The following is an 11,911-nucleotide window of genomic DNA, read 5'->3' on the forward strand; positions in this document are numbered from 1 at the left end:
CATCTCACCGTCCGACTGCTTCGCCTACGCCGACTCCCACTCCGACCTGCCGCTGCTCGCGGCGGTGGGGCACCCGGTGGCGGTCCGGGCCGACGTACCTCTCTTCCGACACGCCTCCGCCTAGCGGCTCCGGCGGCTCGACCAGCGGGAGCGACGGCTCGACCAGCGGGGGCGCGGTCGCTGATCCGCTGCGGCACCACGGGGATGTCGAGGTGGGGGAGGGGCTGCTCGACTTCGCGGTGAACGTCTACCCGGACCCGCGGCCGGAGTGGCTGGACCAGGCGCTGCACGAGTCGCTGGCGTCGGCGACCTACCCCGACGAGGAGCCGGCGCGGGCGGCGCTGGCCAAGCACCACGGCCGCGAGCGCGCCGAGGTGCTCCCGACGGCGGGAGCGGCAGAGGCGTTCACGCTGGTCGCCAGGGCCAGGCCATGGCGACGGCCCGTCGTCGTGCACCCGCAGTTCACCGAGCCCCACGCGGCGCTCGAGCAGGCTGGCCACACGGTCACCGAGGTACGCCTGCCGGCCGAGAACGGCTTCGCCCTCGACCCGGCCACGGTCCCCGAGGACGCGGACCTGGTCGTCGTCGGCAACCCGACCAACCCCACCGGCGTACTCCACCCGAGGGCCACCCTCCGCGCCCTTCTCAGGCCCGGCCGGCTGGTCGTGGTCGACGAGGCGTTCATGGACGCCGTCCCCGGCGAGCCGGAAACCTTGACCGGCGAGTGCACCGAGGGCCTGCTGGTCATCCGGAGCCTGACGAAGCACTGGTCGATCCCCGGCGTACGCGCCGGCTACGTCGTCGGAGACACCGCCACGATCAGCGACCTCGAGGCCGTACGCACCCCGTGGTCGGTCTCGGCCACCGCGGCTGCCGCGATGCTCGCCTGCGCCACCGAGCGGGCGAGCGCGGAGGCCCGCGACCGCGCCGAGCGGATCACCACTTGGCGCGACCACCTCGAGGCGGGCTTGCGGGACCAGCAGATCGAGTACGTCCCATCGGCCGCCTCCTTCGTCCTGGCCCGCCCGGGCGCCGGAGTCCGTGAGGCCTTGCGCGAGCAGGGCATCGCCGTACGCCGCGCCGACACGTTCCCCGGGCTCGGTCCGGAGTGGGTGCGGATCGCCGTACGTCCGCCCGAGCTCACCGACCGCCTCCTGCACCAGCTCGAGCAGCAGGTGAAGGGGTGACACCCGAGTGGATCGCCCTCGCGGCAGCGACACTTTCCCGCCATGGCGGGAAAATGCCCCCGTCTCGCCACCCGGTATGCCGAACATCCCCGCCATGGCGGGAAAGTGCCGGCGGCCCCCGGTCAGGAGCTTCGAGATGAGGGCACGGGCGGTCGGGCTCCTCGCAGGGTTCGCGCTCGACCGGCTGCTTGGGGACCCCCGCCGCTACCACCCGGTCGCCGGGTTCGGCACGGTGGCGATGCGGGCCGAACGGGCCTGGTACGCGGACGACCGTGCCCGCGGGGTCCTGCACGCGGCCGCCCTGGTCGGGGGAGCGGTGGCCCTCGGAGCGGTTGCCGAACGTGCCGCTCCGGGAAGGGCCGGGAGAACCCTGGTCACCGCGGCCGCGACCTGGGCGGTCCTGGGCGGCCGCTCGCTGGAGCGGGAGGCACTGGCCGTCCACGCCCATCTCGACCGCGGCGACCTCCCGGCCGCGCGACAGCGGCTGACCCACCTCGTCGGCCGGGACACCGAGGAGCTCGACGCCTCCGAGGTATCCCGGGCCGTGGTCGAGAGCGTCGCCGAGAACACCTCGGACGCAGTGGTCGCGCCGCTGGTGTGGGGCGCCATCGCGGGCGTACCCGGTCTGCTCGGCTACCGCGCCGCCAACACCCTGGACGCGATGGTCGGCCATCACAACGACCGCTATGAGAACTTCGGCTGGGCCAGCGCCCGCCTCGACGACCTGCTCAACCTGCCCGGCTCCCGCCTCTCCGGGCTGCTCACGCTGGCCGCCGCACCGTCGCGGGCCAGGCAGGCGTGGGCGGCCTGGCGGCGCGACGCCGCGCGGCACCCGAGCCCGAACGCCGGCGTCGTCGAGGCGTCCTTCGCGGGTGCGCTCGACATCCGCCTGGGCGGCACGAACCGCTACTACGGCAACCGGGTCGAGCACCGCGCGGTGATGGGCGACGGCCGCGACGCCGCCCCCGCCGACGTGGTCAGCGCCACCGCGCTGGCACGCAGGGTCGGCATCGGCGCGGCCCTGGTCGCGGCGGCGTACGCCGTCATCACTCAGCGCCCGTGACGGAAGGCCCGAGCCAGGACGGCGGGCGGTGCCTCGGCGATGCCCGGTCCGCCGGCGCGGGTCCACTCGGCCAGGGCGTCGGCGACCCTCACCGAGCCGGCCCGGGCGACCCAGACCGGCCGCGCCCCGCGCTGCCGCCCCTCGGGTGAGGGACCGACCACCACGACGTCGGCACGCTCGCACGGGCCGAGGCAGTCGGCGACACGTACGGTCGCCGACTCCCCGGCCGCCGCGTTCAGCGTCGTGAGCACGGCCGCATGGTCCACCCCGGGCGACTTCCGCTCCGTCCCGCAGCAGCAGCCGCGGCAGACCGTCAGCGTCGGCCGCCCGGTGGTGGGGTCGCTCATCCTTCGCAGGCCTCGCAGTCCGGGCCGTTCTCGATGGCACAGACCGCGGCGTCGCTCCAGTCGTCCCAGGTGAGATCGTCGATGGCGTCGGTGGTGGTCGGGTTCTCGTTCATGGTCATGCCTCTCGGTCGCAGGTGGTCAGTTCGAAGTGCGGGTCTGCTTGCTGGCCTGGATGCCGGCCCGCGAGCGCAGGTAGTACAGGCTCTTGATGTTCGGGTCGAGCAGGGCCAGCTTGTGGATCTTGCTGATGTACTGCGGGGTCGCGTCGGCCTGGAAGAACAGGTTGAGCGACTGGGCCTGGTCGATGTGGACCTGCCGGTCCGATGCGCGAGCGAGCAGGACCTCCTGGTCGATCTCGTAGCCCGTCTTGAAGACGTCCTTCTCGTGCTCGTCGAGCCAGTCGACGTGCTGGACGGAACCGCCGTGGTCGACGATGTCGTCGATGTGCGCCTGGTCGTAGACCCCGCGCTCCTCCATGACCTCGACGAGGTTCTGGTTGGCCCGCGGCATCTCACCGGCCGAGGTGGTCTGGTTCCAGACGTTGGCGACGTACGGCTCGATGCCCTGGCTGGTGCCGCCGACGATCACCGCGGTGCTCATCGTCGGCGCGATCGCCATCAGGTGCGAGTTGCGCCGTCCGACGCACCACTCCGGAATGCCCGCGACCGAGCCCATCCACCGCGACGCGGCGTCGGCATCCGCCGAGATCCGCTCGAAGATGTCCTTGTTGAGCGCCGCCGCCTTGTCCGACTCGAACGGCACCCGCTGCTTCTGCAGGTAGTCGTGGTAGCCCATCACGCCCAGCCCTAGGCTGCGGGCCTTCTCGGTGTAGCGCACCGCCCGCTCCAGGCCGCGGATCGTGCGGGCCTTGCGCAGGAACGCCTCGGCGACCGCGTCGAGGAAGACGGTCGCGACGTACGCCGTGTCCTGGTCCTTCCACTCGTCGTAGGTCGAGAGGTTGAGCGAGGAGAGCACGCAGGTGTAGGAGTGGTCCTCGTCGGAGAAGAGGGTGATCTCCGAGCACAGGTTGGAGGCCTTGTTCTCCAGCCCGTTGGCCTTGTAGGACTCGGTCTGGGCCGCGTTGACGGTGTCGACCTTCCAGATGTAGCCCTTGCCGAGCACCACCCGGATCTTCAGCACCCGCTGGTAGCGCTCCAGAGCATCGCGATCCCCGGCCAGCATCCGGTCGATGAACGCCTGGCTGAAGATCCAGCCGATGTTCTTGTTGGCGGGCTCGCGGAAGATCAGGTCGGCGAGCTCGTAGAAGTCCGGGTGGTCCACGGGCAGGTAGCCCGCCCAGGAGCCGCGGCGGGTGGCGCCCTGGCTGATCTGGTTGGTCATCTCCACGAAGTTGCAGAAGACCGGGACCACGCCGTTGGCCTTGCCGTTGTCGCTGAACTTCGCGCCGCGGGGCCGGACGTCACCGAGGTACGCCGAGGTCCCGAACCCGTTCTGGGAGAGGATCGCCGCCTCCTTGAGGGTCTCGTAGAAGCCCCACACCGAGTCCTCGACGTACGAGCCCTCGCACGAGACCGGCAGACCCCGGTCGGTGCCGAGGTTGGACAGCACCGGCGTCGACGGCGAGAGCCAGCCGTTCCAGATCGCCTCGAAGAACCGCTCCGTCCAGGAGACGCCGTCCTCGCGGGGGTACATCTCGTCGGCGAGGTCGCCGGCGGTGCTGGCGATGGTCTCGTAGCGCTCCCGGACGCTCTGGTCGGCGACGGTGTACTTGGCCTTGAACATGGCATAGCCCGCCGTGGTCATGAAGGCGGGCACGACGCCGTCGGCCTGCAGGGCCTTGCGCTCGGCGGAGAGCGCCTCCCAGTTGCTGTTGCTCATTAGAAGCTGAACTCCGTCTCGCCGATGTTGCGGTTGTATTCGTTGCCGGTGACCTGGAAGAAGTCGTGGAACTGGGTGCCGTTGATGCCGCTGTAGAACCACTCGGCGATCGGGTTGGCCTCGACGTTGAACAGCGGCTCCATCCGCATGTTCTCCAGGGTCATGTCGATGCGGGACCTCACGAAGGTCTCCAGGTCGGCCTGGTCGATGCCGGTGATCGGACCGTGGTCGAAGAGCATCTCCACGATCCGGGCCTCGTGGGCGTAGAGGTGCTCGGCGACGCCACGGACCCTCGCGAAGAGGTCGTCGCGCTCGGCCTCGAACTTGTCGGCCGGGACGGTGGCGGCGTACTCGTCCAGAGTGGTGTTGAACAGCCAGGCGCCGCCGGTGGCGTGCAGGTTCTCGTCGCGGGCGGAGAAGTTGATGCCGCTGATCACGTTCTGCAGCAGGTTCTTCCCACCGGACTGGAAGTGCTTGAGGAAGGCGAAGTTGGAGTAGAGGACGCAGTTCTCCATCAGCGTGAAGACGCTCAGCGCGTAGAGGAGGTCCTCGTCGGCGATCGCGTCCCACACGAACTGGATCCGCTCGGCCAGCACCGGGTCGTTCTTGTAGGAGTCGTAGAACTCCTCGGTGTCGATCATCAGCACCTTGTTGAGCTTCGCGTAGAACGGCGCGTGCATGTTCAGCTCGGCGAAGGAGAAGGCATTGGCCATCATCTGGACCTCCGGACGCGGGAACGCGTGGAAGATCCGGTCGCCCCACACCTCGCCGCCGAGGATCAGCTCGTAGATGGTGAACAGCTTCAGCGTGGTCTTCACCGCCGCCTGCTCGGCGTCGGTCATGTTGACCAGGAAGTCCTGCTTGTCGTTCTCGACCGGGATCTCCTCGGCCGTCCAGAAGATGCTCCGCTGCTTCTTGGCCAGGTCCTCGGCCATCGGATAGTCGAAGACGTACGCCGACTTCTCGGTGCGGATCGGTAGACCCTCGGTGTCGATCAAGCCCCATGCCCCCTTGCTCACGCGGGCCCCGCGGCCCGCTGGATGTCTCGTGCATCCGTGCCGGGGCAGGGAGGACGGCGGCAGCGCGCCGGGCGGACCCGGTCACGTGGTGCTCGCTCGATCCCCTGACCTTCCCTCGAGGTCGCGGACCCCACCATGAGGTGGGCACTGGCAGGTCTTCGGACTCGTGGGCGTGGTCGTGCTGGTCCTAGTGGCCGTCGCTTCCCAGGGGCATGGCTTGCTCCCAGTGCTTCGTGACGGCGGTCGTTCCCACTCACCGCTGCGGGGCAGTCCCGGACTCGCACCGGGTTCCCTCTTGCCTCTCCCGCCCCGTCGCCGAGGTGGGAGAACCAGCTGCGAGGACCACTATATGCGGGAATTACATCAATGCAACTTCCTAGATCTTGTGCTTCGCCGTGTCGTCGGAAACATCCTCGGCACCGGTTCTACGACCCGTGCTAGCCTCTGCGCCGAGTCGAACGCATCCTGATGGATGCCAGGGAACTCCGGTGTGAATCCGGGACTGGCGCGCAGCGGTGAGGGCGACGGCGACGCTAGGCAGCCACTGGGGAACGGGTCCCTGGGAAGGCAGCGTCGCCGGTTGAACCCGAGTCCGAAAACCTGTCGGCTCAGACGTTCGTCACGGCCCTCGCGACCAGGGTCCAGAGGACCTGAGAGGCCGAACTGCGTGCAGACGCCGTGCCGCGAGACCCCCACCCTGATCCCGAGCCCCGCCGGTGCCGGGAGGCGGCGGCTTCCGTTCGTGCCGCTGGTCGTCGGGCTGCTGCTCGCCGCCGCGTTCAGCGCCGTGGCGTCCTTGGCCTTCGGCTCCGAGCGGATCCCTCTCGGCGAGGTCGTCGCGGCCGTCGTCGACCGGCTCCAGGGCGACGCACCGGGGAAGTGGGACGTGATCGTGTGGGAGCTGCGCGTCCCCCGGGCGCTGATGGCGCTCGCCGTCGGCGCGGGTCTGGCCGTGGCCGGTGCCGGCATGCAGACCCTGGTCCGCAACCCGCTCGCCGACCCGTTCCTGCTCGGGATCAGCTCCGGCGCCTCGGTGGGCGCGACGGCCGCGATCACCACGGGCGCGCTGGCCGGTCTCGGCACGTACGCCGTCTCCGGCGGCGCCCTGCTCGGAGCCGTCGGCTCGGCGCTGCTGGTCTGGCTGGTGGCCACCGCCCAAGGTGGGCTGACTCCGATCCGGCTGGTGCTCTCCGGGGTCGTGCTCTCCTCGGGGCTCTCCGCCATCGCCTCGTTCCTGGTCTTCATGAGCGACGATCCGCGCGCGGCGGACTCGGTGATGTTCTGGATGCTCGGCAGCGTCGGCGGTGCCAGCTGGGAGAAGCTGTGGCTGCCCGCGGCACTCAGCCTCGTCCTCGGTCTCGCGATGCTGGCGCTGCACCGCTGGCTGGACGCCCTCGCCGCCGGGCCCGAGACGGCTGCCGCGCTCGGCGTGAACGTCGCGGCGCTGCGTACGACTCTCTTCGTCGCTCTGGCGGTGCTCGTCGGGATCCTGGTTGCGGTCAGTGGTGGGATCGGGTTCGTCGGTCTGATCGTGCCGCACGCGGCCCGGCTGCTCGTGGGCGCGCGGCACCGGGTGGTGCTCCCGGTCGCGGCCCTGGCAGGTGGGGTGTTCCTGCTGTGGGTCGACGTGCTCGCCCGGCTGGTGGCACGCCCGCAGGAGATCCCGCTGGGGGTGGTCACCGGCGTCGTCGGCGCGCCCCTGTTTCTGCTGCTGCTCGGTCGCGGTCAGTACCGCTTCGGAGGCGACCGATGAGCGGGTCCGCGGCCGTGCTCCGGCTGCGCGGGGTCTCCGCGCGGCTGGGCCAGCGCGAGGTGCTGCGCGACGTCGACCTGGAGGTGCCGGTGGGCACCCGCCTCGGCATCGTCGGCGTCAACGGCGTGGGGAAGTCGACGCTGCTGCGGATCCTGGCCGGGGTGCTGCGTCCCAGCGCCGGCCAGGCCTGTCTCGCCGATGAGTCCGGACGGCTCCAGGAGACCGCCCGGATCGGCTCGCGCGAACGCGCCCGCCGGCTGGCGTACGTCCCCCAGGAGGAGGTCGCCTCCGCCGAGCTGCTCGTCGGGGAGATGGTCGCGCTGGGCCGGGTGCCCCGCACCCGGCCCTGGTCGCGAGGCGGGCGGCAGGAGCGGGAGATCGTCCGGGCGGCCCTCGACGCCGTCGGCCTCGCCGACCGCATCGACGACCCGTGCGACCGGCTCTCCGGCGGCGAGCGGCGCCGGGCGGTCATGGCCAGGGGCCTCGCCCAGGAGAGCCCGGTGATGCTCCTGGACGAGCCCACCAACCATCTCGACGTCGCCTGGCAGCTGCGGCTGCTGCACAGCGTCGCCGAGCGGGCCGAGACCCTCGTCGCGACCATCCACGACCTCGACCTGGCGCTCCGCTCCTTCGACCGGCTCGCCGTCCTCGGCCGGCCCCGAGGGAGCGACCCCGACAGCGGCCCGGCCACCGTCGTGGCCCACGGACCGCCGGTCGAGGTGCTCGACAGCATCCGCGTGGAGCACCACTTCGGCGTCGGCTCGGTCCAGGTGCCCCACCCACACCTCGACCAGCCCCACCTGCTCATCCATCCTCGGAAGGACCGATCCGCATGAACCAGCGCCTCACCCGCCACGTACGCCCGGGCCTCGGCTGCCTCGCCGCGCTCGCGCTCGGCACCACGATCCTCACCGCCTGCGGGACGGCGGAGAAGGCCGCCGAGGAGGCCGGCCAGGACGCGATCACCGTCGAGAACTGCGGGGAGAAGCTCACGGTCGACCAGCCGGTCACCGAGCTGTACGCCTACGACGGCGGGATCATCTCCATCGCGCTGGCCGTCGGTGCCCGCGAGGAGCTGGTCGCGGTCACCGGCCTGGCCCGGGACCAGCAGCTGCTCGAGCTCGCCTACCCCGAGGACAGGGTCGACGAGCTCGAGATCGTGGGCGACGACCAGCCGACGCTGGAGACCGTCCTGGCCCTCGACCCGCAGCTGATGTTCGCGGGCTGGGGCTACGGGTTCAGCGAGTCGCGGAACCTGGTGCCCGAGATGGTGCAGGAGCGGGGCATCGAGACCTACCTGCTCAGCGAGACCTGCCGGCAGGAGGACGGTGACCGCGGCACCATGGATGCCTGGACGGCGCTGCGTACCGACCTGCTCAACATCGGCGAGCTGACCGGCCACGACGCGACCGCGACGAAGGTCGTCGCCGACATCGAGGAGCGCCGCGCGGCCCTGGAGAGCGCGCCGAAGCCCGACGAGGAGCCGACCGCGTTCCTCTTCGACTCCGGCACCGATGCGATCTTCACGTCCGGATCCTTCGGGGGACCGCAGGCGATCTTCGACACCGCCGGAGTGACCAACGCGACCGCCGACGTCGAGGACACCTGGACCGAGGTCGGCTGGGAGCGCTTCGCGGCGGCCGAGCCCGACGTCATCTACTTCGTGGACTACCCGGGGCAGTCCTACGAGGAGAAGGTCAAGGTGCTCAAGGCCAACCCGGCCTCCCGCGACCTCCCGGCCGTCAAGGAGAACAGGTTCGTGAACCTGCCCTACGCGATGTGGGTCTCCGGCCCGCTCAACATCGACGCCGCCGAGTGGGTCCGGCGCTCGCTGGAGCACTTCGGTCTCGCGCCCGAGTCCGGGATCGAACCGAGGCTCGACATCGCCGATCTCACCAACCTCGTCGGCAACGAGTGGCTCCGCTGAGATCCCGCTATAGTGCACGCAACGGACATGAGGAAGCCGGTGGAACTCCGGCACAGTCGCGCTACTGTGACATCGCCTCGCGGCGGTGGAGTCAGACCCGAGTGTCCGTCCAACCCCAACGAACAGGGACGCAGGTATCCCTGAGGAGGACATATGTCGCAGCACGCTGTGGCGCCCGTCGCCGGCGCCGACCTTCCCACCATCCCGCTCCGTGAGCTGGCCCCCTGGGCGCTCTTCTTCGGTCTGCTCGGTCTGCTGGTGCTCTTCTTCATCAGCGCCGACCAGGGCGCCGTCTCGATCCCGTCCGGCACGCTCATCCACGAGTGGGTCCACGACGGTCGTCACCTGCTCGGCTACCCCTGCCACTGATGAGCCCGCGTGCATTTCTCGTACGCGGCCTCCTAGCTGGACTCCTCGCCGGCGTCGTCACCTTCCTGGTGGCGTACGCCGTCGGTGAGCCGCAGGTCGGCGCTGCCATCGCGCTGGAGGAGGCCGGTGGCGACGGGCACTCGCACTCGCATGCCGCCGAGGGCTCCGAGGCCGGTGAGGAGGAGGCCGCCGAGGTCTCCCGCACCAACCAGAGCACCTGGGGGCTGCTGACCGGCACCCTGGCCGTCGGCGTCGCGCTCGGGGGCATCCTGGGGCTGGTCGCCGCATTCGCTCTCGGGCGGATCGGGCGGCTCACGCCGGGACAGTCGACGGCGCTCGTCACCCTGATCGGGTTCGTCGCGGTCGCGCTGGTGCCGTTCCTCAAGTATCCGGCGACCCCGCCGGCTGTCGGCAGCGGCGACACCATCGGCGTCCGCACCGCGGTCTACTTCGCCTTCCAGGCCCTCTCGGTCGTGGCGGCCGTGGTGGTGACGTACGCCGCTGTGCGGCTGCGCGGACGGTTCGGCACCTATCTCGCCGTGGTCGGCGCGATCGCGGCCTACCTGGTCGTGATGGTCGTGGCCGGGGGGCTGTTCACGACGGTCAACGAGGTCGGGGACTTCCCGGCCGACACGTTGTGGTTCTTCCGGCGGGCATCGCTGATCACGCTCGCCACCATGTGGGGTGTGATCGGAGTGGCACTGACCGGCCTGGTGATCAGGCTGCACGCGACGGAGCGCGCCGTCGCGGAGCGAAAGGCCCTTGCCGCGAGCCTGTGAGCAGCCCACGAGAAGGTTCAGCAGCGGGGGAGGCGGTAGGCCTCCACGGGGTGGCCGTCGGCCAGGTGATCACCCACGATCACCCGGGCGGCGGCCGCTTCCACATTTCCGTACCAGACATCGTCGGGCTGGACGCTGAGCACCGGCGCCTGGTTGCACGGGAACTGGCACCCGGTGTGGGTGATCAGCAGGTCGTCGTCGCCGAGGCCGGCCTCCATCGCACCCAGGATCACCGCTCTCGCGGTCTCCTCCGAGCCCTTCGCGGTGCAGCGCGGGCCGCGGCAGATCAGGACCTGACGTACGTGGTCGGGGACTCGCTCCCAGGCGGGCGAGGTCAGCCCGGGCTCGCTGCCGGTGACCAGCCGGGTCTCGGCGAGCGCGTCGGGGAGCTCGTCGCGGGTGGTCGCCAGGCGGGTCGCGATCTGGATCTCGGGGCGGTCCCCGGGGCGCTCGCGCCACCAGTGGGCCGCGATCCGGCGCAGCCATGAGTGGCCGGGGGCGAGCGGGCCGAGGCTGACGCCGGCCAGCGTGATGGTCGCGGCTCCGGAGTCGGCGAGCCTGGTCAGCTCGGCAGAGAGCGAGGGACCGCCCATCTGCAGGAACGCGAGGCTCGCGCCGAGCTCACCGGCCCAGTCGAGCAGCTCCCGGCGCCGGTCGACATCGGTCACCGACATCCCGACGACGACCCGGTCGCTCACCGGAGCCCCTTGACCCAGGCGACCGCGTCGGCGACATCGTTGACCGTCTGGACCTCGCCAGGTCCGCCCGGTCGACGGACGACGACCACCTTCACGCCCAGCTCGGCCGCCGCATCCATCTTCGGCCGGGTGTAGGTGCCGCCGGAGTCCTTGGTGATGAGTACGTCGGTGCGGTGCTCCCGCATCAGCGCGAGCTCACCGTCGAGGTCGTACGGTCCGCGACTGGTCAGCAGCGTCCACGGCTCGGGCAGCTCGAGCTCGGGCCGGTCGACCACGCGGGCGAGCGCGGCACGCCCGGCCAGTGCGGGTACGAAGCGCCCGAGCTCTTGGCGGCCGACCGTGATGAACGGTCGGGCGCCGAGGCCGGCGGCGAGATCCGCGGCCTGGTCGTGGCCGTCGGCGTAGACCCAGGACGGGTCGGGCGTCCAGCCCGGCCGCTCCAGACGGAGCAGCGGATGGCCGGTCAGCTCGCAGGCCGCGGCCGCGTTGGCAGACATCCCGCGGGCGAACGGATGGGTGGCGTCCACGACCGCGTCGTACTCCGCGAGAGCCGTCCGCAGCCCCTCGACGCCACCGAACCCACCGATCCGCACCGCCCCCACCGGCAGCCGCGGCCGGGCCACCCGTCCGGCCAGCGAGGAGGTGACGTCGACCCCGTCGTCGACCAGCCGCGCCGCCAGGTCCCGCGCCTCCCCGGTCCCGCCCAGGATCAGCAGCCTCATCGGGCGCTTCCCTCGCTGGTCGAGCCGCCCCCGCTGGTCGAGCCGCCGGAGCCGCTAGGCGGAGGCGTGTCGAGACCAACACGGCCCCCTGCAGCGCTCGGAGGGAACGTGTTGGTCTCCGTAGCGAGCCTTCAGTGCTTCTGTGAACATGGTGGCGGGGTCGCGACCGTCGGCCAGGCGACCCTCCTCGGCCACCACACGCCCGCCG

At 71.1% G+C, this 11,911-nt stretch carries 11 protein-coding genes, 1 pseudogene and 2 riboswitches; of the genes and pseudogenes, 7 read left to right on the forward strand and 5 right to left on the reverse strand.

Annotated features, from left to right (window positions below; genetic code table 11):
- The first annotated feature begins 188 nt into the window (after positions 1-188).
- Positions 189-1,187, forward strand: a complete 999-nt coding sequence (cobC, locus tag ABTX24_RS29465) for an Rv2231c family histidinol phosphate aminotransferase CobC (protein WP_502891121.1) — start codon at positions 189-191, stop codon at positions 1,185-1,187.
- 136 nt (positions 1,188-1,323) lie between these two features.
- A complete protein-coding gene (locus ABTX24_RS29470) occupies positions 1,324-2,250 on the forward strand; it encodes a cobalamin biosynthesis protein (protein WP_350844719.1) in 927 nt (308 codons plus the stop codon).
- Here ABTX24_RS29470 and ABTX24_RS29475 read toward each other — a convergent pair.
- The 3 genes from ABTX24_RS29475 to ABTX24_RS29485 all read right to left on the reverse strand — a co-directional run bounded on the left by ABTX24_RS29475 (position 2,238) and on the right by ABTX24_RS29485 (position 5,455).
- On the reverse strand, positions 2,238-2,597 hold the full coding sequence (locus tag ABTX24_RS29475; RefSeq protein ID WP_350844721.1) for a (2Fe-2S) ferredoxin domain-containing protein: 360 nt from the start codon (positions 2,595-2,597) through the stop codon (positions 2,238-2,240). The two genes, ABTX24_RS29470 and ABTX24_RS29475, sit on opposite strands and share 13 nt — an antisense overlap.
- Positions 2,598-2,735: 138 nt before the next feature.
- A complete protein-coding gene (locus ABTX24_RS29480) occupies positions 2,736-4,436 on the reverse strand; it encodes a ribonucleoside-diphosphate reductase subunit alpha (RefSeq protein WP_350844723.1) in 1,701 nt (566 codons plus the stop codon).
- Positions 4,436-5,455 (reverse strand): ribonucleotide-diphosphate reductase subunit beta, encoded by a 1,020-nt coding sequence (locus ABTX24_RS29485; RefSeq protein WP_350844725.1) that lies wholly within the window; start codon positions 5,453-5,455, stop codon positions 4,436-4,438. The genes ABTX24_RS29480 and ABTX24_RS29485 overlap by 1 nt, the downstream gene beginning before the upstream one ends.
- A gap of 132 nt (positions 5,456-5,587) precedes the next feature.
- A riboswitch (cobalamin riboswitch) is annotated at positions 5,588-5,805 on the reverse strand.
- An 88-nt stretch (positions 5,806-5,893) separates the two neighbouring features.
- A riboswitch (cobalamin riboswitch) is annotated at positions 5,894-6,077 on the forward strand.
- A 120-nt stretch (positions 6,078-6,197) separates the two neighbouring features.
- Here ABTX24_RS29485 and ABTX24_RS29490 point away from each other — a divergent pair.
- The 5 genes and pseudogenes from ABTX24_RS29490 to ABTX24_RS29510 form a co-directional block, all read left to right on the forward strand.
- Complete coding sequence (locus ABTX24_RS29490; protein ID WP_350844735.1) at positions 6,198-7,208, forward strand: FecCD family ABC transporter permease; 1,011 nt, start codon at positions 6,198-6,200, stop codon at positions 7,206-7,208.
- Positions 7,205-8,044, forward strand: coding sequence for an ABC transporter ATP-binding protein (locus ABTX24_RS29495; protein WP_350844727.1), 840 nt, complete (start codon positions 7,205-7,207; stop codon positions 8,042-8,044). Before ABTX24_RS29490 ends, ABTX24_RS29495 begins: the two co-directional genes overlap by 4 nt.
- Positions 8,041-9,135, forward strand: a complete 1,095-nt coding sequence (locus ABTX24_RS29500) for an ABC transporter substrate-binding protein (RefSeq protein ID WP_350844729.1) — start codon at positions 8,041-8,043, stop codon at positions 9,133-9,135. The genes ABTX24_RS29495 and ABTX24_RS29500 overlap by 4 nt, the downstream gene beginning before the upstream one ends.
- A gap of 153 nt (positions 9,136-9,288) precedes the next feature.
- Positions 9,289-9,504, forward strand: a complete 216-nt coding sequence (locus tag ABTX24_RS29505; RefSeq protein ID WP_160028078.1) for a CbtB domain-containing protein — start codon at positions 9,289-9,291, stop codon at positions 9,502-9,504.
- A 17-nt stretch (positions 9,505-9,521) separates the two neighbouring features.
- Positions 9,522-10,283 (forward strand): annotated as a pseudogene (locus tag ABTX24_RS29510) (CbtA family protein); the annotation flags it as partial.
- Positions 10,284-10,300: 17 nt separating this feature from the next.
- Here the strand turns inward: ABTX24_RS29510 and ABTX24_RS29515 are convergent.
- Both ABTX24_RS29515 and ABTX24_RS29520 read right to left on the reverse strand, forming a co-directional pair.
- Positions 10,301-10,981: a (2Fe-2S) ferredoxin domain-containing protein gene (locus ABTX24_RS29515; RefSeq protein ID WP_350844731.1), complete on the reverse strand. Its 681-nt coding sequence runs from the start codon at positions 10,979-10,981 to the stop codon at positions 10,301-10,303.
- Complete coding sequence (locus tag ABTX24_RS29520; RefSeq protein WP_350844733.1) at positions 10,978-11,703, reverse strand: cobalt-precorrin-6A reductase; 726 nt, start codon at positions 11,701-11,703, stop codon at positions 10,978-10,980. The genes ABTX24_RS29515 and ABTX24_RS29520 overlap by 4 nt, the downstream gene beginning before the upstream one ends.
- Positions 11,704-11,911 lie beyond the last annotated feature (208 nt).

Source organism: Nocardioides sp. NPDC127514 (genome assembly GCF_040302125.1).
GTDB lineage: Bacteria > Actinomycetota > Actinomycetes > Propionibacteriales > Nocardioidaceae > Nocardioides.

Bases quoted from the DNA above. Each gene is read 5' to 3' on its own strand.
- ABTX24_RS29470 (WP_350844719.1), top strand. From the start codon at position 1,324: ATGAGGGCACGGGCGGTCGGGCTCCTCGCAGGGTTCGCGCTCGACCGG.
- ABTX24_RS29475 (WP_350844721.1), bottom strand. From the start codon at position 2,597: ATGAGCGACCCCACCACCGGGCGGCCGACGCTGACGGTCTGCCGCGGC.
- ABTX24_RS29480 (WP_350844723.1), bottom strand. From the start codon at position 4,436: ATGAGCAACAGCAACTGGGAGGCGCTCTCCGCCGAGCGCAAGGCCCTG.
- ABTX24_RS29495 (WP_350844727.1), top strand. From the start codon at position 7,205: ATGAGCGGGTCCGCGGCCGTGCTCCGGCTGCGCGGGGTCTCCGCGCGG.
- ABTX24_RS29500 (WP_350844729.1), top strand. From the start codon at position 8,041: ATGAACCAGCGCCTCACCCGCCACGTACGCCCGGGCCTCGGCTGCCTC.
- ABTX24_RS29505 (WP_160028078.1), top strand. From the start codon at position 9,289: ATGTCGCAGCACGCTGTGGCGCCCGTCGCCGGCGCCGACCTTCCCACC.
- ABTX24_RS29520 (WP_350844733.1), bottom strand. From the start codon at position 11,703: ATGAGGCTGCTGATCCTGGGCGGGACCGGGGAGGCGCGGGACCTGGCG.